This is a genomic window from Campylobacter sp. BCW_4332 (genome assembly GCF_001763175.1).
In the GTDB taxonomy this organism is placed as follows: domain Bacteria; phylum Campylobacterota; class Campylobacteria; order Campylobacterales; family Campylobacteraceae; genus Campylobacter_D; species Campylobacter_D jejuni.
In genome coordinates this window covers 187694-213507 of sequence record NZ_MJYF01000037.1, presented here as the reverse complement: position 1 = coordinate 213507, position 25814 = coordinate 187694, and the positions used below count along the sequence as shown (strand labels likewise).

25 protein-coding genes and 3 tRNA genes are annotated in these 25814 nt (G+C 30.4%); 5 read left to right on the top strand and 23 right to left on the bottom strand.

The annotated features are described in order from the left end of the window. Window positions 1-5: 5 nt before the first annotated feature. The 6 genes from AJN64_RS04260 to secA form a co-directional block, all read right to left on the bottom strand. Window positions 6-82: transfer RNA gene (locus tag AJN64_RS04260), tRNA-Asp, on the bottom strand. Between the two features lie 51 nt (window positions 83-133). After that, window positions 134-209 (bottom strand) — tRNA-Val (locus tag AJN64_RS04255). Between the two features lie 7 nt (window positions 210-216). Next, window positions 217-292, bottom strand: a tRNA-Lys gene (locus AJN64_RS04250). Between the two features lie 61 nt (window positions 293-353). Further along, the gene (locus AJN64_RS04245) at window positions 354-1139 is read right to left on the bottom strand and encodes an amino acid ABC transporter permease (protein WP_002922597.1); all 786 of its coding nucleotides are present in this window, start codon (window positions 1137-1139) and stop codon (window positions 354-356) included. A 22-nt stretch (window positions 1140-1161) separates the two neighbouring features. Beyond that, the gene (locus tag AJN64_RS04240; RefSeq protein WP_002892975.1) at window positions 1162-2367 is read right to left on the bottom strand and encodes an ABC transporter permease; all 1206 of its coding nucleotides are present in this window, start codon (window positions 2365-2367) and stop codon (window positions 1162-1164) included. Beyond that, complete coding sequence (gene secA / locus AJN64_RS04235) at window positions 2364-4952, bottom strand: preprotein translocase subunit SecA (protein WP_070292733.1); 2589 nt, start codon at window positions 4950-4952, stop codon at window positions 2364-2366. Before secA ends, AJN64_RS04240 begins: the two co-directional genes overlap by 4 nt. Before the next feature lie 100 nt (window positions 4953-5052). On the opposite strand from secA, the gene lolA reads away from it, so the two are divergent. Further along, window positions 5053-5562, top strand: coding sequence for a LolA-like outer membrane lipoprotein chaperone (gene lolA / locus AJN64_RS04230; protein WP_002871477.1), 510 nt, complete (start codon window positions 5053-5055; stop codon window positions 5560-5562). On the opposite strand, the gene AJN64_RS04225 is transcribed toward lolA, so the two are convergent. Together AJN64_RS04225 and pif1 are read right to left on the bottom strand one after the other, a co-directional pair. Next, window positions 5559-6293, bottom strand: a complete 735-nt coding sequence (locus AJN64_RS04225; protein WP_070233129.1) for a hypothetical protein — start codon at window positions 6291-6293, stop codon at window positions 5559-5561. The two genes, lolA and AJN64_RS04225, sit on opposite strands and share 4 nt — an antisense overlap. A 9-nt stretch (window positions 6294-6302) precedes the next feature. Beyond that, window positions 6303-7646: an ATP-dependent DNA helicase Pif1 gene (pif1, locus tag AJN64_RS04220; protein ID WP_070233127.1), complete on the bottom strand. Its 1344-nt coding sequence runs from the start codon at window positions 7644-7646 to the stop codon at window positions 6303-6305. Between the two features lie 48 nt (window positions 7647-7694). Between pif1 and AJN64_RS04215 the strand changes: the two genes are divergently transcribed. Further along, window positions 7695-9077, top strand: a complete 1383-nt coding sequence (locus tag AJN64_RS04215) for an SH3 domain-containing C40 family peptidase (protein WP_070292732.1) — start codon at window positions 7695-7697, stop codon at window positions 9075-9077. Here AJN64_RS04215 and AJN64_RS04210 read toward each other — a convergent pair. The 14 genes from AJN64_RS04210 to rpmH form a co-directional block, all read right to left on the bottom strand. Continuing rightward, on the bottom strand, window positions 9054-9926 hold the full coding sequence (locus AJN64_RS04210) for an N-carbamoylputrescine amidohydrolase (RefSeq protein ID WP_002871473.1): 873 nt from the start codon (window positions 9924-9926) through the stop codon (window positions 9054-9056). The two genes, AJN64_RS04215 and AJN64_RS04210, sit on opposite strands and share 24 nt — an antisense overlap. Further along, entirely contained in the window at window positions 9923-10810 is an 888-nt protein-coding gene (locus tag AJN64_RS04205; protein WP_070247955.1) for a cation diffusion facilitator family transporter, read from the bottom strand. The genes AJN64_RS04210 and AJN64_RS04205 overlap by 4 nt, the downstream gene beginning before the upstream one ends. After that, entirely contained in the window at window positions 10807-11784 is a 978-nt protein-coding gene (locus tag AJN64_RS04200) for an agmatine deiminase family protein (protein WP_070292731.1), read from the bottom strand. The genes AJN64_RS04205 and AJN64_RS04200 overlap by 4 nt, the downstream gene beginning before the upstream one ends. Window positions 11785-11882: 98 nt before the next feature. Then, window positions 11883-12317, bottom strand: coding sequence for an META domain-containing protein (locus AJN64_RS04195; protein ID WP_070247951.1), 435 nt, complete (start codon window positions 12315-12317; stop codon window positions 11883-11885). A 9-nt stretch (window positions 12318-12326) separates the two neighbouring features. Further along, the gene (locus tag AJN64_RS04190; RefSeq protein ID WP_070288141.1) at window positions 12327-13919 is read right to left on the bottom strand and encodes a methyl-accepting chemotaxis protein; all 1593 of its coding nucleotides are present in this window, start codon (window positions 13917-13919) and stop codon (window positions 12327-12329) included. A gap of 98 nt (window positions 13920-14017) precedes the next feature. Further along, the gene (gene purH, locus AJN64_RS04185; RefSeq protein WP_070288143.1) at window positions 14018-15550 is read right to left on the bottom strand and encodes a bifunctional phosphoribosylaminoimidazolecarboxamide formyltransferase/IMP cyclohydrolase; all 1533 of its coding nucleotides are present in this window, start codon (window positions 15548-15550) and stop codon (window positions 14018-14020) included. A gap of 2 nt (window positions 15551-15552) precedes the next feature. Further along, entirely contained in the window at window positions 15553-16323 is a 771-nt protein-coding gene (locus tag AJN64_RS04180; protein ID WP_002881661.1) for a DnaJ domain-containing protein, read from the bottom strand. After that, window positions 16323-18506, bottom strand: coding sequence for a phosphoribosylformylglycinamidine synthase subunit PurL (gene purL / locus AJN64_RS04175; RefSeq protein ID WP_070247943.1), 2184 nt, complete (start codon window positions 18504-18506; stop codon window positions 16323-16325). Before purL ends, AJN64_RS04180 begins: the two co-directional genes overlap by 1 nt. A gap of 10 nt (window positions 18507-18516) precedes the next feature. After that, the gene (gene mnmE, locus AJN64_RS04170) at window positions 18517-19845 is read right to left on the bottom strand and encodes a tRNA uridine-5-carboxymethylaminomethyl(34) synthesis GTPase MnmE (RefSeq protein WP_002881663.1); all 1329 of its coding nucleotides are present in this window, start codon (window positions 19843-19845) and stop codon (window positions 18517-18519) included. Continuing rightward, the gene (locus tag AJN64_RS04165) at window positions 19838-20656 is read right to left on the bottom strand and encodes a Jag N-terminal domain-containing protein (RefSeq protein WP_070284797.1); all 819 of its coding nucleotides are present in this window, start codon (window positions 20654-20656) and stop codon (window positions 19838-19840) included. The genes mnmE and AJN64_RS04165 overlap by 8 nt, the downstream gene beginning before the upstream one ends. Before the next feature lie 3 nt (window positions 20657-20659). Next, window positions 20660-22246: a membrane protein insertase YidC gene (gene yidC, locus AJN64_RS04160; RefSeq protein WP_070247938.1), complete on the bottom strand. Its 1587-nt coding sequence runs from the start codon at window positions 22244-22246 to the stop codon at window positions 20660-20662. Next, window positions 22243-22584 (bottom strand): membrane protein insertion efficiency factor YidD, encoded by a 342-nt coding sequence (gene yidD, locus AJN64_RS04155; RefSeq protein WP_002861708.1) that lies wholly within the window; start codon window positions 22582-22584, stop codon window positions 22243-22245. The genes yidC and yidD overlap by 4 nt, the downstream gene beginning before the upstream one ends. Further along, a complete protein-coding gene (gene rnpA, locus AJN64_RS04150; protein ID WP_002881666.1) occupies window positions 22581-22907 on the bottom strand; it encodes a ribonuclease P protein component in 327 nt (108 codons plus the stop codon). The genes yidD and rnpA overlap by 4 nt, the downstream gene beginning before the upstream one ends. Beyond that, the gene (gene rpmH / locus AJN64_RS04145; protein ID WP_002776864.1) at window positions 22904-23038 is read right to left on the bottom strand and encodes a 50S ribosomal protein L34; all 135 of its coding nucleotides are present in this window, start codon (window positions 23036-23038) and stop codon (window positions 22904-22906) included. The genes rnpA and rpmH overlap by 4 nt, the downstream gene beginning before the upstream one ends. A gap of 130 nt (window positions 23039-23168) precedes the next feature. Between rpmH and AJN64_RS04140 the strand changes: the two genes are divergently transcribed. The 3 genes from AJN64_RS04140 to AJN64_RS04130 are packed head-to-tail and all read left to right on the top strand — an operon-like array spanning window position 23169 to window position 25440. Then, a complete protein-coding gene (locus AJN64_RS04140) occupies window positions 23169-23648 on the top strand; it encodes a GNAT family N-acetyltransferase (protein WP_002881667.1) in 480 nt (159 codons plus the stop codon). Further along, window positions 23645-24253 carry a uracil-DNA glycosylase family protein gene (locus AJN64_RS09530; RefSeq protein WP_002881669.1) on the top strand — a complete coding sequence of 203 codons (609 nt, stop codon included), beginning with the start codon at window positions 23645-23647 and terminating at the stop codon, window positions 24251-24253. The genes AJN64_RS04140 and AJN64_RS09530 overlap by 4 nt, the downstream gene beginning before the upstream one ends. Further along, window positions 24250-25440, top strand: a complete 1191-nt coding sequence (locus AJN64_RS04130; protein ID WP_002871462.1) for a hypothetical protein — start codon at window positions 24250-24252, stop codon at window positions 25438-25440. Before AJN64_RS09530 ends, AJN64_RS04130 begins: the two co-directional genes overlap by 4 nt. Here AJN64_RS04130 and AJN64_RS04125 read toward each other — a convergent pair. Next, entirely contained in the window at window positions 25432-25806 is a 375-nt protein-coding gene (locus AJN64_RS04125; RefSeq protein ID WP_002871461.1) for a YbgC/FadM family acyl-CoA thioesterase, read from the bottom strand. The genes AJN64_RS04130 and AJN64_RS04125 overlap by 9 nt on opposite strands. Window positions 25807-25814: the final 8 nt, after the last annotated feature.

Sequence of the window (25814 nt, the reverse complement as noted above, 5' to 3'; positions counted from 1 at the left end):
CAAGATGGCGCAGCGGACGGGGCTCGAACCCGCGACCTCCGCCGTGACAGGGCGGCATTCTAACCAGCTGAACTACCGCTGCATCCAAAGTAAAGAAGTAGAGATTATAAAACCTATTTATGATTTTATAAAATGGTGGTCACTATAAGACTCGAACTTATGACATCCACCTTGTAAGGGTGGCGCTCTACCAACTGAGCTAAGCGACCTTTATAATGGTGTCCCGTGTTGGATTCGAACCAACGGCCCCCTCCTTAAAAGGGAGATGCTCTACCGGCTGAGCTAACGAGACATTTTCTGAAATAAAAATGTGATTATGCCAAAATTAGCTCTATTTGTCAAGCTTTTTTAAATCATTTTTGGCATTTTCTCTCCAAATAACGAGAAAATATACTTATAGGTAAAGTCAAAACAAGATATGTAATAGCCAAAATTAAATAAGCTTCAAGAGTAGCAAAAGTATAAGAATTTATCTCTTGTGCACTTTGGGTTAATTCATTTACAGCAATAACACTTAATAAGGAACTATCTTTAATTAAATTTGCAAATTGTCCACTCAGCGGTGCTAAAATATTTTTTAAAGCTTGGGGAAAAATTACATACGCAAAAACCTGCATCTCTTTTAACCCTAAAGCCCTAGCGCTCTCAAGCTGAGATATAGAAATACTTAAAATTCCAGCTCTAAATATTTCAGCTAAGTAAGCAGCAGAAAAACATGATAAAATAATAACTCCAGCCACATATCGATTATCAAGTCCTAAATTATTTGCAATGATATAATATATCAATAATACCTGCACTAGTAAAGGGGTTCCTCTGATAAGCTCTATGTAAAATGTAGATAAAAATCTTAAAAAAACAATTGAACTTAAAGAAAAAGCACAAAAAACTCCACCCAAAATTATACTCAGTAATAAAGAAAAAAAACTGATTATTAAAGTATTTAAAAAACCTTGAAGAAATTTTTCTTTATAGGTCGCAATTGCACTAAAATCAAAATGATAAGCACTTATACTAAAACTACAATAACAAAACAATATTAAAAATAAAATCAAAAGAATTAAATTAGTGATTATTTTTGACTTTGATAGAGGTTTTAAAGGTTTAAAATTCTTATTTTTTTGAATAAACAAAGACAATAAAAATCTCCAAAATTACAATTTATTCATTTCTTAAAGTATCTAAAATATTAATTTGAGTTGCTTTTTTTGCAGGATAAAAAGATGATAAAGCTATGATTATTAAAGCACCCACAATGGTTAAAGAAAAATCCATTAAAGACAAATCAAGTGGTAATTTACTGGTTCCATAAACATCAGCAGGTAAAGTTACAATATCAAAATTTCCTAAAAGCCATAAAGCAAAAAATGCAAGCACCACACCCACTATCATACCGCCACCACCAATAAGCATACCTAAGGCAAAAAAACTCTTTTTTACCTCATTTTTGCTTGCACCTAGGGCAAGTAAAAGTGCTATTTCACTGCGACGATTCATCACTATCATCAGTAAAGAACTTACTATATTTAAACTTGCAACCAAAATAATAAGCATCAACACTATAAAAAGCGCTCTTTTCTCAAGCTCTAAAGCTGAAAAGAAATTTTTATTTTGTTCCCACCAACCTACTACAGCATAATCATCTTTTAAATAAGATTTAATTTTTTCAACATCCTTAAAAGCATTATCGCTATATACATGAATTCCATCATAATTTGGATTTTTAGGCATTCCAAGTACTTTCTTCAATGCATCAACATCTGTATACATATAAGCCTTATCATAAAATGCAAGCCCTGAAGTAAAACGCGCTTTAACATCAAAACGTTTAGTTTGTGGTACTAAAGAAAATCCACTAGGATTAAGATTTGAAAAAATAAGTGATAGTTTGTCATTTTTATGCAAACCAAATTCATCAGTAAGTGCTGATCCTACAAGTATATCAAAACCACTTAAATTCTCATCCTTTAAAGCTTTAGCAACCACTTCGTTTATTTTTTTTTCATCATTAAAATTAACGCCAAAAAGCACACCACCTTCAAAACGATTATCTCCCTTTACAACAACTTGAGTGCTTATATAAGGGCTAAATAACAAATTTGGAAATGTTTTTCTTAACTCATCTATAAATTCATCATTTACAGGAGCGTAAAATTTAGGCAAAATAGTAATAGGATAATTCATCACAAAAAAGCGTTTTTCAAATTCTTTATCAAAACCATTCATAATTGCCATAGCTACAAGCAAAACGCAAAGTCCTACACAAACTCCTAAAAAGGCCAAAAGCATAGAAAGATTGATAAAGGGTTGTTCTTTATCAAATCTTAAATATTTAAAAAGTAAATATTTTAAAACGCTTTTATTCAAGCTAAAATTCCTTGCTTAGGACCACTTTTTCCATGGCATTCTTTAAATTTTTTTCCACTTCCGCAAGGACAAGGAGCATTGCGTGGAACTTTTTTAAACTCAACTTCGCCAAGATTATCTTCGCTTGCGCCCATTTCTACTGAGCTTTGAAGCAGCTTTTCATTTTCTTCATTGGCTTTATTTTCTAAATTTTGTACCTCTTCTTGATTAAATTGCACGCTAAAAAGTAGTTTAATACTATCAAATTTAATACGATTAACCAACTCCAAGAAAAGATTATAACTTTCTTTCTTATATTCCACAAGAGGATCTTTTTGATTGTATCCACGAAGCCCTATTCCTGTTTTTAAAATATCCATTTGATACAAATGCTCTCTCCAAGCATTATCCAAAACTTGCAAATATAAAATACGCTCTATATTACGCAATTCTTTAATCTCAAGTCTTGACATCTTTTCGTTATAAGAATTTTCAAGAATTTGACTTAGCTTATCTTGCATTTCAATGACGCTTAAATTCTCAAAATCTTTTTCACTAATCTGAGTTGAACATTCATATAAAATTTTTGCTTTCAAATTTTCAAAATTTACATTAGAACCGCTTTCATCAAGTATATAATCATTCATTACATTTGCACTATATTCAGCGATATTTTGAGAAATTTTACCTCTAATATCATAGTTTTCATCTAAAAGCTCATTGCGATAACGATAAATAGTTTTTCTTTGTTCATTTGCCACATCATCGTATTCTAACAAATGCTTTCTGCTTTCAAAATGTAAGCTTTCTACTTTTTTTTGCGCATTTTCAACCGCTCTTGTAACGATTCTTGACTCTATGCTTTCGCCCTCTTCTATGCCCAAGCGATCCATGATACTTTTGATACGATCCCCACCAAAAATTCTTAAAAGATTATCTTCTAAACTTAGATAAAAACGACTTATTCCAGGATCGCCTTGTCTTCCTGCACGACCACGAAGTTGATTATCAATACGGCGGCTTTCATGTCTTTCTGTACCGATGATATAAAGCCCACCCAAAGCCCTAATCTCATCATCGATTTTTATATCCACACCACGACCTGCCATATTTGTAGCGATAGTTACAGCACCTTTTTTACCTGCATCTTGAATAATCAAAGCTTCTTGCTCGTGATTTTTAGCATTTAAAACATGATGAGGGATTTTCTCTTTTACAAGCATATTGTGAAAAACTTCACTGCGTTCTATACTTGCAGTTCCTACAAGCACAGGCTGACCTTTGGCATTAGCTTTTTTGATCTCTTCGATTACGGCTTTAAATTTTTCATTTTGAGTTTTATAGATAAGATCATCTTTATCTTGTCTTTTAATAGGAATATTTGTCGGTATAGAAATAACATCTAAACTATAAATTTGAGAAAATTCAGTCGCTTCTGTTTGTGCAGTTCCTGTCATACCTGCAAGTTTATTGTACATTCTAAAATAATTTTGAAAAGTAATATCTGCTAGAGTTTGGCTTTCTTCTTGAATTTTTACATTTTCTTTGGCTTCTAAAGCTTGATGCAATCCTTCGCTAAAACGACGCCCTTCACTTAAACGCCCTGTAAATTCATCAACGATGATAACTTCATTATTTCTTAAAACATAATGCACATCTTTTTCAAAAAGATTATGCGCCTTTAAAGCTTGATCAAGCTGATGTGCTAAGATAGCATTATCAAGACTGTATAAATTTTCTACACCAAAAAGTTTTTCAGCCTTAGCAATACCTGCTTCCGTGATTAAAATATTACGATTTTTCTCATCTACTACAAAATCACCCTCAGGTTTTGCAGGAGGTAAAACTGCTTCGCCTTTTTGCATTTGCTTAGCTATTTCATTGGCTTTAATATAACCATCTAAAGTGCGATTTGTAGGACCGCTGATGATAAGCGGAGTTCTTGCTTCATCAATTAAAATACTATCTACCTCGTCTACAATAACAAAATTATGCTCTCTTTGAACTTTTTCAACTTTTGAAAATTTCATATTATCACGCAAATAATCAAAACCAAACTCATTATTGGTTCCATAAGTAATATCGCAATCATAAGCTTGCTTGTGCTCTATGTCACTATTTTGAGAAGAAAGAATCACGCCTACGCTAAAACCTAAAAAATTATAAATCGCACTCATTTGCTCAGCATCTCTTTTGGCTAGATAATCATTCACTGTAACGACATGTACGCCTTTGCCACTCATGGCATTTAAAACTACAGGCAAGGTCGCTACAAGGGTTTTACCTTCTCCTGTTTTCATTTCTGCGATTTTTCCATCGTGTAAAACCATACCACCGATTAACTGCACATCAAAATGACGCATATTTAAAGTTCTCTTACCTGTCTCTCTGACTATAGCAAAAACATCATTTAAGATATCATTTTCGTTTTTTTCTCCGCTTAAAATTTGCTCTTTAAATTTTGCAAATTCGGCTTTTAATTCATCATCGCTTAAATTTTGATATTTGCCTTCTAAAGCATTGATTTGTGCTACACGCTTGAAGTATTTTTTAACTTCACGATCATTTTTTGTTCCAAAAACGGCTTTTAAGGTATTTAAAAACATTTTTAAACCTTTATAAATTTTTCAAACTATCATTATAACGATTATTTAATTAAAATTAGCTAGAATGATATAAAAAATATAATTTTTTTAAGGAAAATAAATGAAAAAAACATTCTTGATATTTTTTATTTTTATAGGACAACTTTTTGCCCTTGATCTTAATTTTAATACCTTTTCAAGCGATTTTATCCAAATAGTAAAATCCAAAAACTCTACACTTTCTTATTCTGGACATTTTATACTGAGTAAAGATCAAGCATATTGGAGTTATGATACTCCTAGTAAAAAAGAGATTTATATTAACAAAAATCAAGTAACCATAATAGAGCACGATCTAGAGCAAGTCATTTTCTCTCATCTTGATAACATTCCAAATCTTAATGAAATTTTCAAAAAAGCAAGTCTTATAGATAAAGATAAACTTGTAGCAAAATATGATAATATAAATTATACAATTAAACTCAATCAAGAGCAAATTCAAAGCATATCCTATAAAGATGAATTTGAAAATGATGTTATAATCAATCTAAACAATCAAATTAAAAATCCAAAAATTAATTCCGATGTTTTTAAGGCAAAAATTCCGCAAAATTATGACATAGTTCGCTAATTTTGCGTTGTATTTTCATCAAGCTTTATATCATAACCTGTTTGTGGTAAATGATAAGGCTTGCTTGCGTTATTTTCTTTGAATATTTGTGGAGGATTGGCGATTAAATCTCTTTTAATTTTTTCTTCTATATCTGGAGTCATTTTAGGTGTATTTAAATTATCTATATTGATTTCTCCATTGTCATTTTTATTTTCTTCATCTGAATCTTTGAAAAGCTGTTCAACTTGTTTGACTTCTAAATTTGGAACACTAGGAGTTGAGATCTTTTCAACACTAGGAACTTGAGTTTTAGGAGCTTCTAAGTTTTCAAGTGCTTTTTTTACCTCGCTGCCCATACCCTTCTCTTTAGCCTCAGTGCTTTCTAAAAAGCGTTTAAACTCCTCTAAATCAAATTTTTCCACTCCGCTTAAAGATATGATATATATATCATCTAATTTAATCTTATATTTCTTATCTAAAAATTTTTCTAAAGTCTTTTTAAAATTATTTTTTCCAATTTCTGTAAAAATATCTTCGTAAAAAAATCCTGAAATTACTGTATTTACAGCATCAATTAACTTATTTTCATTTTCTTTTAAATTATTCCCATCAAATTCCAAAGAAATTTCAACTTTTTTAAGAACATTTGTCCCACTTTTAGAATACAAATCTGTTCTTATGTTATCTATTTCAAGATTTTGAGCATTTAAACTCAAAACCAAAAAAACACTTAAAAATATTTTTTTCATTTAATGCCTTTAAATGATTTGTTCTTGTATTTCAAGATCTAAAAAATTATGTTTTTTATAAAATTCGATCACATTAGAATCTATTTTTAAAATATTAGCAAAATAAAATCCAAAATTTATCTTTTTTGTAGAATAAATTTTTAAAGTATTTGGGTTTGTAGCGCGAGAAAGAGCGACATAAAGCTGTCCATTTTCAAAAATATGATCAATATCACACACTAATTTTTCAATGCTCATACCTTGTGATTTGTGTATAGTAATAGCATAAGCTAATTTAATAGGAAACTGTGTAACACTTGCGAGAATATTAACAACAAAATCTTTACCTGATTGCTCAAGTTCTTCCATGAAAAAAGTATAAGGTTCAAGTAAAATTTTCATCCCATTATTTTTAATAATGCTAATATAAATTTTCTCCTCTTCATAAAGAATATCTTCTATAATGCCTTGCTCTCCATTATAATAATTCTTATCCCAATTATTTACACAAAAAATAATACGAGCGCCTATTTTAATATTTAATTCTTCCAATATATTTAAGCTTCTAATCCAAGAATCAAGCTCTTCATCTTTTATTCTCTTATCTTCTTTTTTAACCTGAGCTTTAAAGCATACAAGCGGGGTCTCAAGTTTGCTTAATTTTTCTTGATTAATATTGTTTACTTTTTTATTGATACCACAAAGTAAAGTATAATCATCTTCTAAATTTTCTAATTCTTTATAATCAATTCGCAAAGATTCAAAAAAGCTTAAAATTTTTTCATCTAAAAAACCTTGTCTAATCAAAGATAAATGGTTATAAAATTCCATATTTTGCGTTCTTTTAGGTTGAGAAAGTTTAACATTCTTAAAATTTAAATCTTGCCAAAAAAATGAAGAAAAAGCATAATAAGAATGGTTAAATAAAGTTTCCTTTTTTTCTTTAACTACGGGAGGCAATTGAAAAAAATCTCCTACAACTAAAATTTTTCCATTAAATTGAGAATTTTTAAGTCTAAAACCTATCATTTCAAAAACACTTGCACTAACCATGGAAATTTCATCGATAATAATAAGCTCAATCGTTTTTAAAAGTTCTTTAAGTTTTGTTAATTTTTCTTTTTGTTTTTGATTGCGATCCAATGCACTTAATTTCATCATATCATCACAATACCCTAAACAAAAAAAGCTGTGTAAAGTAACACCGCCTATATTAAACGCCGATAGAGCACTAGAACCAAGAGCTATGGCTAATTTTTTTTGTTTTCTATAAGATTTGATAAGCTCATTTGTCAAAAAGCTTTTACCAACTCCAGCACCACCACTTAAAAAAACATTATCATAAGCTAAAATTTTTTCTAGTTTATCAAGCATTATATTTCCTTGGCTTTAATTATAACTATTTTTTCTAAAAGGTTGATTATGAAATCTTGTTTATATTTTACTTTTATAGTGCTATTTTTAACAGCTTGTTCAACAAAAAATTTAACTTCACTTCATCATGAAAATTTAGAACAAAAAAATGAAAATCAACATTATGCAAAACTTGAATACGAACAAAATGTAAGCATTTTGCCACAATTTGCTTACGATATTAATTTTGATGCAAAACGATATAAAAAATATTTCTTTAACCCTTGGCATGATTCGTTTAAAAATTACAAAGGACAAAATATTTTTTGGTCCTTTCCTTTATATTTAAATTCAAAAAATACTTATTATTTTTTCAATAAACAAATTATTCCACTTTCATGGTTTAAAAACGCTATAAATAATGCAAATATCCAAGAATTCGGTAAACTTAATCAAAAAGCTTTAATTATCCAAAATACAATCATTAAAAATCTTCCAACCCAAAGAGCTATCTTAAAAAATCCTTTTTTTGAAAATGAAGGAATTCCTTTTGACTATGCAAGCGATGGTATTTTAAATGCTGGAACCCCTGTCTTAATTTCACATTTTAGTAAAGATAAGCGTTATGCTTTTGTTTTAGGTGAAGCTGGATTTGGATTTGTTGAAAGTAAAAATTTGGAATTTTTCTCAAACGATAGAGCGAAAATCTATGAAAATCTCAACTTTATCACACCACTAAAAGAAAAATTTCCTATCTATAGCGAGGATGGTAAATTTTTCTTTGAAAGTAGAATTGGCGCTATTTATCCTTGCTACAAAGAAGATAAAAACTATTTTTATGGAAAAATAGGTTCTAAAAAATATAAAATTTCTAAAAAAGATGTATCTAAATTTCCTTTACAATTCAATGATAAAAATTTAAAAAATCAACTTTCACAAGTTTTAAATTTGCCTTATGGCTGGGGCGGTTATAATTTTGAAAGAGATTGTTCTTTACTAACTCGTGATATCTTTTCAGCTTTTGGACTTTATCTACCAAGAAATTCAGCTGCACAAAAAAATTCTTTTAATCATTTTGATATAAGCACTCTTAGCAATTCTCAAAAAAAAGATTTTTTAAACCGCTTTGGGAAAGCTTATCTTAGTTTACTTTATTTACCTGGACATATTATGCTTTATGCAGGACAAATTACAGATAATAATATTGCCATACATAATATATGGGGCTTAAAAAAAGATGCAACCCAAAGACTTCTCATAAGTTCTAGCGTCATCACTTCTTTAGAAATAGGAAAAAATGAAATTTTAGAAGATAATTTGCTTTTATCAAGACTTAAAGAAATAAGTTTTATAAATTTAAACGAACAAGAAAAAGAGCAAATAAAAAGCTATCTTGAAAATATACAAAACAAAGTAAGATTTATTGATTTAATCAATAAATCTTTTAGTTAAATCTGCAAAATATTCTATGCGTCTATCTCGCAAAAAAGGCCACCAACGACGCACATTTTCACTTCTTTTTTTATCTATTTCTATGATTTTTACACATTCGTTTTGAGAATCTAAAAGACAAAGTTCTTCACCTTGAGGGCCAAAAACAAAAGAATTTCCCCAAAATCTAATGCCCTCTTCTACCCCACTTACATCTTTTTCAAAACCTACTCTATTGATAGCTACTACATATAAACCATTAGCTATAGCATGTCCTTTTTGAACACCAAGCCAAGCATTGAGCTGCCTTTGTTTTTCTTCATCTTCATCCTTATCAAACCAACCAATTGCCGTGGGATAAATAAGAATCTCAGCTCCTTTTAAAGCCATAATTCTTGCTGCTTCAGGATACCATTGATCCCAACAAATAAGCACTCCAAGCTTACCTAAACTTGTATTTATAGGTTCAAAACCCAAATCTCCAGGAGTAAAATAAAATTTTTCATAAAAACAAGGATCATCAGGTATGTGCATTTTGCGATATTTGCCTGCTATAGAACCATCTTTTTCAAAAACCACTGCAGTATTATGATAAAGTCCAGCACTTCGTTTTTCGAATAGTGAAGTAATAAGCACTATTTGATTTTTTCTAGCTATATTTGCCCAAAATTTCACATCTTTTTCATAATCATTAGCATAGTCAAAAAAATCCACATTTTCACTTTGACAAAAATACTCACTTTGATGAAGTTCTCCCAAACAAATAAGCTCAGCTCCTTGTTTAGAGGCTTCTTCTATAAATTCGCAAGTTTTTTTTATAGTTTGTTCTTTGTTTGAGTGAAATTTTTGTTGTATTAAAGCGATTTTCATTGTCTTTGCCTTTCTTGTTCTGCATCATCATAAGGATCTAAATGAATTTGTATATCCCATTTTTCATTTTCAAACATCTTACGCACACCTTCTTCTATTTCATCTGAAATTCTATGCGCATTTAAAAGCGAAATTATAGGGCAAAAAACCAAATGCACGCTTAAATAATTACAACTTGGAGTTTTACGCGTCTTTAATTCATGATAGGAAATTATTTCAGGATTATTAGAAATCAAAGTACAAATTTTATCCACTTGTTCCTTGGGCAAAGCCTCATCCATTAAAAAAGCCAAAGCTTTTTTAATGATTTTAAAAGCAGAAAATGCCGTATAAAGACTGATCACTATCCCAAAAATAGCATCAATAATATGTAAATTTGTAAAATAAATCAAAACCAAAGCTCCCAAAGTGCAAACATTGGTTAGACAATCTGTTTTGTAATGCAAAGCATCACTTTCTATAATCAAACTTTTGGTTTTTTTAGCTACATAATTTAAAAAAAGCACAAGAAAAAAAGTCATAATTAAAGCAAAAATCATCACATAGATACTTGAATTTAAATCTTTAATTTCTTCTTTATAATAAATCTTTAAAATACTCTCATAAAAAATAAAAATCCCCACGCCAACTATAAAAACACCTTCTAACAAACCCATTAAAGCTTCAATTTTAGAAAAACCAAAATTATAATTTTCATTCGCCTTTTGTGAGCTTTTTTTAAGAGCTAAAAAATTAAAAGCAGAAATAACAAAATCCATCAAAGAATCAATCGCGCTTGAAAGCACTGCAACAGAACCACTTGTTAAGCCTACTATAAATTTAACCAGGGCTAAAACAATAGCACATAAACTTGCTACAAGAGTTGCTTTTTTTTGCAAACTCATCTTAAACCTTTGAAACGATTTTGACAAGAACAATGCAAAGAACCGTTTTGTCGTAAAAACACTCTTGCATCTACTCCTATAATTTTATGATTGGGTAAAGCTTTAGAAAGTCTTTTAGCTATGATTTCATCATTTTTATCCTTATAAAAAGGCACAATTAAAGCATTATTTATAAAAACAAAATTCGCATAAGTCGCCCCCAATCTTCTTCCTTTATAGTATAAAGGCTTAGGTATAGGAAGTTCTACTAAATCAAAGCCTGTTTTTTTAAGCTCTTCTTTCATTTTTTGCAAAGGCAAATAATGCTCATCCTCTTCATCTTCACAAATACAATGTGCTATGGTATTTTTATCTATAAATCTTGCTAAGGTATCGATATGATGATCTGTATCATCACCTTTTATGAAACCATTTTCTAACCAAATAATTTGCTTTAAACCAAAAAATTCTTTTAATTTTGTATCAATTTGAGTTTTGTTTAGATGAGAATTTCTATTTTCATTTAAAAGACAATGAGAGCTTGTAAGCATCACGCCCTCTCCATTAAAGTCAATGCTTCCTCCTTCTAAAACAAAATCCACCTTTTTAAGCCCCTCTTTAAATTTTTCTTTAAAAAGCTTAGAATTTACAGCATTATCAAGCTCACTTTGAAATTTATTTCCCCAAGCATTAAAAGTAAAATCAAGAGCCTTTAAACGACTATTTTCTATTATATCTATAGCTCCAAAATCACGTATCCAAGTATCATTTGTATCACATTTAAAAAACTCTACATTTTTTATATCTTTAAAATTTTCAAAATCACTCTGTTTAGGAGCTATAAGTAAAACTTTTTGAAATTCACTTACCACTTTTACAAATTCTTTATAACTTTGCAAAATTTCCTCTAAATATGGACTCCAATCGCTTTTTTCATGAGGTAAAGAAAGTATGAGGTATTCTTGCTCGCTCCATTCAGGAATTGATTTTATCATTTAACTACCTTTTTTGATAATAAAATTATAATTGTATCATTTTTTGGACTTTTGTCAAATTTAAGAAGATTGCCTCGATATTTCGAGGCTTTAGGATATTATTTAAAAAAGATTTTCATTTCATCATTACTTAAAACAAGTTTTCCATTTTCATTTGAAATTTTAAAAGTTCCTTTGAAATTTGAAAGGAAAGAATTTTCAAAATCCATTACATCCATTGGGTGACAAAGCATTTGAGTTGAAGCTACGCGATCACCTTCGATTTGCAAAGTATCTGCCTTAGTTTGGTAAGAACCAAAAAAACGATTACATCCTGAATAACCATAAAATTTATTATTTTCAAAACTAATATTTGGACTTTCCTCTGCGTTTTTTGGTTCAAAAGTTTTGCCATTAACTATAATTTTTTCTATTTTGAAAAGCTGGTTTTGCACAAGTTCATTATTACCTTTAGAAGTAGATGAAGTAACAGAAGTACTAGCACAACCTGCAAAAAAAGTTGCAGCTAAAGCAATTTGAAGCGTTTTTTTCATTTTATTCCTTTAAATTTGAAATTGGTTAAGTTCACTTTCGAGATTATGACACACTATTTTTAACTCATCTGCAACTTGAAGCAGAATTTTAGAAATTTCTTCATTCTTTTCACTTACTTCGACATTTTTTTGCATACGAGAAAGTAAATTTTGTATATTCTCTTGGGAAATTTTTATTTTTTCAGTACATTGAGTTACCAAAGCCCTAGCATCTTCGTTGCATAATTTAACCTCATTAGCATCATCAACCAATAAAATGGTGTCATCATTTAAAGCTTGTATACTTTGAGCATTTTTCTTTAATTCTGCGCTAACCTCATTAATACTTTGCAAAAGCTCTTTTGTAATTTGAGCTACATTTCCCAAAAATTCTTCACTGTTCTGAGCCAACTGCCTAACATCCTCAGCAATTACAGAAAAACCTCGTCCAAATGCACCAGCCCTAGCTGCTTCTATGCCAGCATTTAGGGATAGTAAATTGGTTTTATCTGCAATCTCATCCATCATTTGAGTTGCTTTTTGTATATTACCTGCTTGATTAACCATGTTTTCAACTTTTTTAGCCAATTCATTTTCATTTTGAGATACTGTTGATACTTTATTAGCAACATTAAACAAAGATTTAAGCATTTGCTCTAATAATAAAAAGGATTTTTCATTGGCACTATTTGCCTTATTTGACAAACTAGCAAGTTCTCCAAGTTCATTGCCAACATTTGCACCAAGTTTAAAACTTTGATCTATTTGCTTATGACTTTGTGAACTGATATCACTTAAAGAAATAGCATTTGAATTTAAAAGATTGCTTTGTTTTTCTACATTTTTTGAATTATGACTTGCACCGCTAACTGCCTTGTGAGTTTTTTCGATAAATTGATTGATATATCCACAAGCTAAAGCAATTTCATCTTGACCTTTAACTGAAATACGAGCTTTTAAATTGCCACTTCCTTGAGCTAATTCTTTAGCATGATTTAAAAGCTCTAAAACAGGCTTTCCAACAACAACTTTAAGCATTAAAAGAACCACACAAAGGGTAAAAATCAAAGCAATAGTAAATATTATAATATAAGATTGACTGGTTTTACTTATATCTTTTTGAACACCTTCTAAAGAATGCGATATATCCATAACCCCTATCACGCTCCCTACATTAGCATTTGCATGACAAGCAACACAACTTTCATCTGCAATCAAAGGGCGTATCAATCTTAAATGCACAACACCATTTACATTTTCTTCTAAAGCTTGAATTTTAGGATTTGAAAATTGTTCTATAATACGCTTATCATTTGAAATTTGAGGGGCTTTCATCTCAAAAAGATCTATAGTATCTTTTGAAGGATAAATTTTAATATCACTAATACCCTCTATACTTTTTGCATCTTCAATGGCTTCTTTAATTTTTTCAGGATCTCCTAAATTCATAGCCATTCTCATTGTTTGAAAAACAGAAGTACTTACGGTATCTAAATTTGCCCTGCTCATTTTATTGGCAGTATTTTTAAAGTCCAAATTTAAAATCACTTGCATTACAATAAAACTTATAAGCAACACCACAAAAATTGCAGCAGAAACCTTAAATCCTATAGTTTTAAACATCATAGTTTCCTAAAAATAAAATTTTTCGGAAATATTTTACACATAATTTATTTAATTTTTATTGAATTATGTGTAAAAAACATAACATTCCATTAAACTTAATGCAAGAAATGTCTTACGCCTGTGAAATAAAGCGCCATACCATACTCATCAGCCGCCTTTACCACTTCATCATCTCTTATGCTTCCGCCTGGTTCTACTATAGCTTTAACCCCTATTTTACTTGCTTCATCTATGCTATCTCTAAAAGGAAAAAAGGCTTCACTTGCTAAAACGCAACCTTGCAAATCAACTCCCATTTCTTTAGCTTTAGCGATTGCTGCCTTTGCTGCATCGATTCTACTTGTCATACCCATACCTATAGCCACCATAGCGCCATTTTTTACATAAACAACATTGTTTGATTTGGTAAATGCTGCTATTTTCATAGCGATTTCAAGATCTTTTAATTCTTCCCTACTTGCCTCTCTTTGACTCATAAGCTTTGCATTTTTAAGCTCATCTTCGCCTACTTCATCGCTGTTTTGATATACAAAACCCCCATCAATATGTTTAAAATCATATTTATCAAAACTGCGGATTAAAAACGGACTTTCTTGAGTGAAAATTTTAATGCGTTTTTTACCTTCAAACACGGTTAAAGCTTTTTCATCTACATTGGCTGCAATGATTACTTCTACATAAATTTCATTGATTTTATTTGCTAAAGCCTCATCAAGAGTTCCATTGATTGCAACCACTCCTCCATAAGCACTGACGCTATCGCATTTTAAAGCATGTATATAGCTTTGTACTAAATTTTCTTTTATAGCAAAACCGCAAGGATTTCCATGTTTTACTATAGCAATAGCTGGAGCTTTATCGAAACTACTAGCTAAATTTAAAGCTGCGTTAATATCGGTTAGATTGTTAAAACTTGCTTCGCCTTTAAGGGCTTTGAAATTTGCACTAAAAAAGGCATCAAACTCGTATAAAGCCCCTTTTTGATGTGGATTTTCTCCATATTTTGTATCAAATACTTTTTGTCCTACTATAAATTTACTCGCTCCAAAACCTCCATTAAAGCGTTCATTCATATAATTTGCAATATAAGCATCGTAATTTGCTGTATGCTCATAAGCTTTTATCATCAAATTTAAACGAAAATTCTCATCATTTTGACCTTTTTTTAAAGTCTCAATCACTTTTTCATAATCAAGTGGATCGCAAAGCACCATCACATCTTTATAGTTCTTTGCTGCACTTCTTATCATCGCAGGTCCGCCTATGTCGATATTTTCTATAATTTCATCAAAATCATCGCTCATAATGGTAGTTTTTTTAAAAGGATATAAATTTACACAAACTAGATCAATGCCTAAAATTTCATTTTCTTTTGCTTGTTTGATATGATTTTCATCGCTTCTTTTATGCAAAATCCCACCGTGAATCTTAGGGTGCAAAGTCTTCACACGCCCTTCAAAAAGCTCAGGACTCTTTGTAAAATCACTCACTTCTATAACTTTTATTCCATTTTCTTTTAAAAGCTTAAAAGTCCCCCCAGTTGAAAGAATCTCAAAACCTAAATTTTCAAGCTCTTTGCCAAATTCTACTATGCCTTCTTTATCACTCACACTAAGTAATGCTCTCATTTTTACCTTTCTAAATGTTTTTTAACTTTTTCATAAGCTTCGTTGATTTTTTGAAATTTCTCTACGCCGATTTTAAGCTCTTCTTCGCTGACATTGTTTGCGTTTAAAATATCAGGATGGTATTTTTTTGCTAAATTGCGGTATTGTTTTTTTACCGCATTTAAATCTGCATTATTTGGAAGTTCTAAAATAGTAAAAGCTTCATCAAGACTTAATTCTTTTTTAGAACTTTTTAAATTTGAAAGACTTGCAATAAAAGCATCTAATTCGCTTTTTGCTATATCAAAGGCTTTAGCGATTTGCTCTAAAATTTCACGCTTTTTAGCATTAAAATCTGCATCGATTAAAGCCATAAAAACAAGCACACGCAAGACATTAAAACGCTCATTTTTAGGTAAAGGCACTTCTTTTAAAAAATCTTTTGCCACATAAAAAGCATCGCTTAAATTTTCTTTATGTTCATTAAAACTTGCTTTTAAAAAAGCTCTTTCTTTTTCATCTTTAGCATTTGCATCTAAAAGATCTTTGATCATTTCAGCTTCATTTTCACTTACTCTGCCATCGCTTTTTGCAATTTTTGCCAAAAGTGCGATAACATAGTAATTCATACGCCTTTTAAACTCATCCATTCTTTCTTCCATAACTCCACGAGCAAAACCCTTAGCAAAGCCTTTGGCTCCTCTTGTGGCTGAGTTTAAAAAATCCTGTTTTCCCCAAGTTTTATAATACCAGTAAAACACCAAAACAACGAGTATAATTAAAACTAAAGTCATTAGATTTGCTCTTTAAAACTTTCAAAATAAAACTTATCAAGTTCAGCCTTGCTTAACTCAATACTATCAAGTTTAAAATGTTTTTGGCTTGTACTCACACCTAATTTATAAGCTTTTACTCCAAATTCTCTAGCTAAATTTAAAAAAGCTTCTTCATTTTCTTTACTAAGCCCTACTATAGCACGACTTGCACTCTCATCAAAAATCATTTTTTCATCATCAAAACCACTTATTAAATTTGCACCCACACTAGAAATAGCAAACATTTTTGCCAAAGTCATAGCAATACCCCCTATTCCTACGCTATTGGCACACTCAAGTAAAGAATTTTGATTGGCTTTATAAAGCAAATCCCAAAGTGCAAGTTCAGCTTTATAATCAAGCTCTTTAAGACTTCCTGATACTTTTTTATCTTGGATTTTCATTACCATAGATCCGCCAAATTCTCCTAAACTTTCACCCAAAAGATAAACGCTTAAATTTTCTTTTTCAAAACTAGCTTTTAAGGTTTTATTTGCATCTTCTAAAACCCCTACGCTTACTATAGTAGGACTTGGATAAATACTTACACCATTGGTTTCATTATAAAGTGAAACATTGCCGCTTACTACTGGGGTATTTAACTCTTTACAAGCTTCTTTAATACCTTCGCAACCTTGTGCGAATTGCCACATCACTTCAGGATTTTGCGGATTTCCATAATTTAAACAATCGCTTATTGCCAAAGGCTTAGCTCCTGTGCAAGCAACCTTTCTTCCTGCAGAAGCTACTGCTAAAGCTGCTCCTATTTTAGGATTTACATAATTTAAGCGTGAATTACATTCTATAGCCATAGCCACACTTGCACCATTTTCTTTGATACGAATAACACTAGCACCCAATCTTCCATCAGCTTTTATGGTATTGGTTTGCACACTTGAATCAAATTGATCATAAATAAAAGCTTTATTATTAATATTTTCATTTTGAAGCATTTGTATAAAAAGCTCTTGAATACTTGATTTTAGCTCAAATTTATAGTCTTTAATTTCACTTAAATATTTTGGCTCACTTATAGGACGACTTAAAATCGGCGCTTTTTCACTTAAAGGCTCGATAGGAATAAGCCCTACAAGCTCATCATGCCAAAAAAGTTCCATTTTTCCTGTATTGGTAACCTCACCCATAACCACAGCATCTAAATCCCATTTTTTAAAAATTTCTATAACCTTATCTTCATAGCCTTTTTTTGCACAAATAAGCATTCTTTCTTGAGACTCACTAAGCATTAACTCATAAGGAGTCATACCGCTTTCACGCATAGGAGTTTTATCTAGGTAAAGTTTCATGCCACTGCCACTTCTTCCTGCCATTTCAAAAGAACTTGAAGTAAGCCCTGCAGCACCCATATCTTGAATACCCACAATATAATCGGTTTTAAAAAGCTCTAAACAAGCCTCCATAAGAAGTTTTTCACTGAAAGGATCGCCAATTTGCACTGTAGGACGCAAAGATTTGCTTTCTTCATTGAAGCTATCACTTGCCATAACCGCTCCACCAAGTCCATCACGCCCTGTTTTTGAACCCACATAAATCACAGGATTTCCTACACCTTCAGCCTTAGCATAAAAGATATCTTCACTTTTACAAACCCCTAAAGCAAAGGCATTAACTAAGATATTTCCATTAAAACACTCATCAAAAGCACATTCTCCGCCTATAGTTGGCACACCCATGCAATTTCCATAATGAGAAATTCCATTTACCACGCCTTTAACAAGGTATTTTTGATGTTTGCCGCATTTTTCATCATGAATATCGCCAAATTTTAAAGAATTTAGCCCCGCAACCACTCTTGCACCCATAGTAAAAACATCACGCAAAATTCCCCCTACTCCTGTAGCCGCACCTGCAAAAGGTTCGATAAAACTAGGGTGATTGTGACTTTCCACTTTAAAAACCGCTGCCATACCTTGCCCGATATCAATAACCCCTGCGTTTTCACCTGGACCTTGAATCACCCAAGGTGCTTTAGTTGGAAAACCATTAAGATATTTTTTACTGGATTTATAAGAGCAATGCTCACTCCACATCGCAGAAATAACCCCAAGTTCTAATAAATTTGGCTCACGTCCTAAAATTTCTAAAATTTGTGCATATTCTTCATCGCTGATTTTATGTGCTTTTATGGTTTCTTTATCCATTTCTATCCTTTCATTTTCCTAAACAAAAATTACCAAACATTTCGTCTAAAATTTCATCTCTTTGAAAATCTTTAGTAAATCTTGCAAGTTCATTAATAGCTAAATTAAGTTCAAAAGCAAAAAGTTCTAAAGAACTTTCCTCTAAAAGTCCTTTAGCTCTAAAAATCGCTTCGCTTGAAATTTTACAAGCATTAATAAGATCTAAAGAACTTACCATAATACCTTCGCTATCAAAAGAATTAAGATAATTTTGCAATTCTTCTTTTAACAAAGCGATGTCTTTTTGAGCACTAAGCTTGATAAAATTTTTATTTTGAGTATTTTTGAAAACATTTTCTAAATCACTTTTATTTAAAATCCAAAAGATTTTTTTATCAGTATTTGCTAATAAGTCAAAAATTTTCTCATCTTCTTTATCTTGCACTCTTGAAGCATCAAAGACTGCCAAAATAATATCTGCATCTTCTAAACTTTTTTTACTTAAAGCTACGCCGATTTGTTCTATAGCATCTTTACTTTCTCTAATACCCGCTGTATCTATAATGCGCAATAAATGCGTTCCTAGTTTAAAGCTCTCTTCTATAGTATCACGAGTAGTTCCCGCTATATCTGAAACAATAGCTCTTTCATAAGAAAGCAAGGCATTTAAAAGCGAGGATTTGCCTACATTTGGCTTACCTACAATAGCGATTTTAAAACCTTCTATAAGTCCTTTTCTGCTTTGAGAAAGTGTATAAACTTCTTTTAAAATTTTAGAATTTTCTTCACACATAGTAGAAATTTGTTGTAATAAATCAGAAGGTAAATCATCATCAGCATAATCAATACTAGTTTCTACAAAAGCTAAAGTTTTAACCAAATCTGTGCGAATTTTTTCTAAAAGTTCTCCTAGATTTCCCTGCATGTTGCGTGCTATAATTTTAGCTGCAAGCGCAGATTTTGAAAGTATGAGATCTTGTATATTTAAGGCTTTTAAAGGAGTCATTTTGCCATTTAAACACGCTCTTTTGCTAAATTCTCCCGCTAAAGCAAGTCTTGCCCCTAAACTCACAAGTTCTTCGAGTAAAACTTCACTCACACTAAATCCTCCATGAGTTTGAAACTCTACTATATCTTCACCTGTAAAACTATAAGGAGCTTTAAAATATATCATTATAGCTTCATCGATGATTTCATTGTTTTGATTAAAAAGTTTTGTAAAAGTAGCATGGCGGGGGGTGAGTTTGGTTTTGTGGCTAAGCTTTAAGGCAAATTCTAAAGCTCTTTCACCGCTTAATCTTACAATAGAAATCGAACCCACGCCATGAGCTGTGGCAATAGCCGCTATAGTATCACTCATCTTTTTTGAAAAAGTCGTTTATTACAACAAATCTTTGATCATTATTTTGCTTAATTCCTACATACTTATCTGGAAATTCAGCTCTTAACTGCTCTAAAGCGATTTTTATCAAAACCCCATCTAAAGGTTTGGTTTGTCCGCGTCCATGAATTTTAATTTTTTCAATCACGCTTTGTAAATAAAGCTGCATACCTTGAATTTGATTTTCTAAAAATTGAGCGATCTCAAGGCGCACTAAAAGATTATATTTTAAATTGATCCAATTGTGCAAAAGATAAGAAATAGCCTTATAACGATGTGCTTCTTTGCCTATCATCAAAGCAGCATCTTCCCCATCCAATCGAATCAAAACACAATCTTCATCATACATTCTAAGTTCACTAAGCTCTATTTTAAACTGGGAGCTTTCTAAAAGTTTTACAAGCTGAATACGAATCTCATCTAAAATATCCTGAGTATTACGCACTCCTTTGCTTTCTCGATGAAAACTATCAAAAATTTCATCACTTTTTACTGTGTATTTTTCTTTTTGATTTTTATTTTTTTCATTTTTTATTTCAATCTTGTTTTCTTGTTTTGGCTCATGTGTTTCTGGTTTGTGATTTTTTGAACTTGTAAATTCTTTTTTAGGATTTTTTTTCAAAATCCTTTTTTTTGCTTTAGCCTCTATAATTGCCTTTTTTCTTCCAAATCCAAAAAAACCTTTTCTTGGATGCTGAATAATCTCATATTCTAAGTCCATCACAGAACATTCTAAACTTCTTGAAGCTTCTGTTAAGGCACTTTGAAGATCAATGGCTTCGATTTTCATTTTTCATGCTCCACTTGTTTTTTTGTGATGTTCTTTAGCAAATATTTTATTGATAACCCATTGTTGAACCAAAGAACAAAGGTTATTTGCAAACCAATAAAGCGTAAGTCCTGCTGGGAAAGTGATAAAGAAAAAAGTAAAAATCACTGGTAAAAATTTCATAATCTTAGCTTGCATAGGATCTTGTATAGTCATAGGTGTGATAAGTTGTTGTAAAAACATCGTTGCACCCATTAAAATAGGCAAAATAAAATAAGGATCCATTACCGATAAATCATGTATCCAAAACGCCCAAGGAGCTGCTTTTAGCTCAATAGCATTAAGCAAAACGCGATAAATAGCAAAGAAAATAGGAATTTGTAAAAGTATAGGCAAACAACCACTCATAGGATTTGCACCATGTTTTTTATAAAGCTCCATCATGTGCATATTCATTTTTTGTGGATCGCCTTTATAACGCTCTCTAATATCTTTCATTTTAGGAGCAAGATCTTTAAGTTTATTCATAGAAATCATAGATTTATAAGTTAGTGGGAATAAAATAATACGCACAATTAAAGTCATCGCAACGATAGCCCAACCCCAATTTCCTATATACTGATGTAAGAAATTCAAAAACTCAAACATAGGCTTAGCAATAAAAGTAAACCAACCATATTCAACAACTGCTTCAAGGCGTGGATCTATACTTCTTAAAATCACATGTTCTTTAGAACCTATATAACCCCCTGCTTTAAATTCATTATCACTATAAGCAAAAACTATAGGGTTTTTATTAGCATCCTTGCTGATTGCCACATTTAAAGGTTTATCAAAATTATAAAAGAAAGTTGCATAGTATCTATCAAAAGCCGAAGTCATTACGACATTATTAGCACTTTCATCCTTCTCTACATCTCCATCTTTATAAGTTTCGATGGTTTCTTTATTATCCATTACCAAAGCACCATGAACCGTATAACTATCTACGGCAATATTTGGACGATATCCTGGACTTATAAAATAATTTGCATTTTTGCTGAGTTTAACTTCTATCTCATAATTTCCTTTTGGATAAAAAGTAATATCTTTTTCGATTTTCAATCCGGAAAGATTTTGAGTGAGTTTTAAAACTTGACTTCCATTTTCATCAACAAAAAGATTGCTAGAGTTAGCAATATAAGGAAATTTAAAAGCCTCTGAGTTAATACTTGGATCACTAAAACGCATTTCTAAAGGATAAGGACTATTTTCCTTGCTAACAAGATTTATAAATTCCCCTTTCTCATTTTGGTATTTTTTATCTTTTAAATAAAAAGCAGAAATTCTACCAAAAGAGTCAATTTGTGCTTCAAAATGTTTGCTTTGAACCTTAGATATCACACTATCTTGCGAAACTAAAGCCGCACTTGGAGTATTTGTGGTGGTATTTTGTATATTAGGAGTGTTATTTATGCTTGTGTTTTGTTGATTTTGTTGTGTAATGTTTTGTTCTATTTTTAAAGGTTGCTTTGGAATGAAAAAATAATCATAAACAACAAAAAATAAAAAAGAAATCACAACAGCCAAAAGTATACGCTTTTGCTGAAAAATATTATTTGAATTATTCACTGATTTGTCCTTTTAAAGATGATTTTTATAAGATAAAAACTTTTATTTTTATAAGGTATGTATAAAAAACAAAGTTGTTTTTTTGCTAAAAATATAGGCTTAAAACATAAATTCATAGGATAAAAATTTTTAGAAACTCTAGGATAATCAAATCCCCCTTTAAAAAAAGGGTTACATCTTAAAATTCTAAAAAAAGTAGAAAAAAAAGCTAGAAAAAAATTCTTTTTTTGAAACTGCCAAAGTGCATACTCAGAACAATTAGGATAATACCTACAAGCAGCGGGTTTTAAAGGGCTTAAGAATTTCTGATAAAAACGGAGTATTTTTAGGCATATCATTTGAAACATTCTAGTTTTTTCAATCCCCATTTTAGATTTTTTTCTAACCTAGAAAAAGAAAGTTCAGTGATTTCATTTTTAGCTACAAAAATATATTTGCCATCTTGAAGATATCTTTCAAACTTAGCAAACAAAGCCCTTAAAATTCGTTTTGAACGATTTCTAACCACTGCTTTTCCAACTTTTTTACTAGCAACAACTGCTATTTTTTTTTCATAACTATTCAGATAAAAAATGATCACACCTTCGCAATGCCATTTTTTACCTACTTTATATACAGATGAAAATTCCTTGTTTGTGCTAAATTTATCAAAATTTTTCACACAGCAAGTCTTTTTCTACCTTTAGCGCGTCTTGCATTGATCACCTTGCGACCATTTTTAGTTTTCATACGAACACGGAAACCATGAGTGCGTTTTCTTGGAGTGCCATGCGGCTGATAAGTTCTTTTCATTTGATTTTTCCTTAAAAAATTATAAAATAAACTTGTATTTTATCTTAATCTTACTTATAAATTGCTTTTGATTAAGAGTAATTTTTAAATTCTTTTGATAAATTTTGAAATTATTTTTAAAAGGTTAAAAATGTCAGAATTTAAAATTATTGATTTAAGACAAGAAGATTTAGATATTTTACAAGAAATGATCATAGAATTTGCAAAATACGAAGATATGTTAGATTTTCTTCAATGCACGAAAGAAAAACTAAAACATTCTTTACTAAAAAATAAATTTGCTCGTGCTTTTTTGTTAAAAGAAAATGAAAAAACTATAGGCTATATGATTTATTTTTATACTTTTTCATCTTTTTGGGGTAGCGGTGGAATTTATCTTGAAGATATTTATATACGAGAAGATTTTCGTAAAAAAGGTTATGGAAAAGCTGTTTTTAAATTTTTAGGAGAAATTTGCAAAAAAGAAAATTTAAAAAGACTCGACTGGGTTTGCTTAAATGATAATATTTTAGGTATTAATTTTTATGAAAGTTTAAACGCTAAACATCTTAAACAATGGAGAAATTATCGTCTAAGTGGAGAAAATTTAGAAAAATTGTGTGATTTATGATAAGAAGTCTTTATTATTTAAAAGCTATGGGATTTAACTTTGTTGATACACATACAAACCACTTTGAACAAGTACAAAATTTTCAAGAATTAAAACAACTTGTTTCATCTTGCACCTTATGCCAATTTTCCAAAACAAGAAAATTTAGTCTTATGGAGCCTAAGATAAAAAATGCCAAATTGCTAATTCTTGATGTTTTTGGGCAAAAGAGTGAAAATGAAAGCGGAATTTTACTTAATTCAAAAAAAGGTAAAAAATTAAAACACTATATTTATCAAATTTTAGGGCTTTGCGATGAAGATTTTTATTTTTCTTATTTATTTAAATGTTTTTGTAATGGAAAATTTGATGATTTTTCGCTACAATCTTGCTTACCATTTTTCTGGAACGAACTAAAACTGATTCAACCTGCTTTTTTGCTTTGTCTAGGAGAATACACATTTAAAAGCTTGGGATTTAAAGATTATCACATTTTAAAAGGTGAAGTTTTTGCTTATAAAAATTTTTTCATAATGCCAAGTTATGATTTAGATTTTATAGAAAAAAATCCAAGTTATGAAAAAAATTTCATACAAGATTTAAAAAAAATTAAAGGATTTTTATGAAAAAAATATTTTTAATATTTTTCTTATCTTGCTTTTTGCTTAATGCAAAAGAGCAAAAATTAGTCGATGTAAAACCTGTTGAAAATTTTTATCCTAAATTAAGCGTTCAAGAATGCAACACAAATTGTCTTTTTGATCTTTTAGAATCAAGATTGTATCTCAGTTTTTTAAGTGAATTTGCAGACCAAAACGATCAATTTTTATCTAATGTTTATGCAAAATTATTAAATTCCATTACTGATTTTGAAAAAAATGTTCAAAAAATTACTTCTGTTAAACTTGCGATAATTATCCCAGAAAAAACCATAAAAAGCTACTCAAATACTATAATAAATTCAAGCATAGCCTATCTTTTAAGACAAAGAGCTGAAATCAAAGTAAAAGTTTTTTTAACTGGCACAGAAGATAGTGATAAAATTCGAGCCGCGCTTGATGCAGCACAAGCTCAAGGATATCAGTATGCCATAGCTGGATTTACTCTAAAAGGTGCCAATGAGTTGAAAAATTACTCAGGAAATATGAAAATTTTTATACCGACCATCCATAAAAACAACATACAATTTTCAAATCAAAATATTATTTTTGGAAGTATTGACTATGATGCTCAAATTGCCACACTTTTAAGCAAATCAAATGCTAATATCGCAATATTTAGCGATGGCTCTGCCTTATCAAGCAATCTAAATTCAAGAATTCTTGCTCAAAATAATAATGCTAGAATATATACCATAGAAGGCGAGAAGCTTGATTTTAGCAGACTTTTAAGATCACAAGGCGGAGTTAATAATGCCTCAATATTTTTTAACACTCCATTGATCAAAACAGCTCTAGCAAGTTCTCAACTAAGAATTTATAACATTCATCCTTATGTGCTTTTATCCACTCAAATCAACTATAATCCAACATTTTTAAGTTTAACACAACAAGGAGATAGAGAAAATTTCATCATTGCTAATTCTATCAATAACCACGATGATAACTTAGTCTATCTTAATGAAATTTTTAATCAAAGTATAGATTATAACTGGATTGCTTATGCCACTAGTATAGGAGTTGATTACTTTTATACCGAATTCTTAAATAAAAAAAGTGAAAGTTTATTTGATGAGAAAATCAAAAATTCTCAAGTTGATTACAAAGTGCGTCTTATGCAAGGCAAACAAGCAAGCTTTGAAGAATTAAAATAATTCTTCAAAGAGCTTTTTTAACTGCATATCCATTCTAGCTGGTTTTTCGTTTTTAATAAAAGCTAAAGTTAATTCCATTTTAAAAAGCAAAATTTCATCTTTATAAATTTCTTGTGAAATTTCCACAGAAGCATTTTTGACTTCTAAAATTTTTGTTTTAATCTCTATTATATCTCCAAGTTTTGCAGGTTTTAAGAAATTGCAATTTGCTTTTGCAAGCAAAAAATGTCCCTTAGACGCATCAAAAATATCTACTTTTTTATTGAAAAAAATTTCACTTCTTGCTCTCTCACAAAATTTTAAATAATTACTATGATACACCACTCCACCCGCATCAGTATCTTCATAATACACACGCATTTTCATCGCTTTAC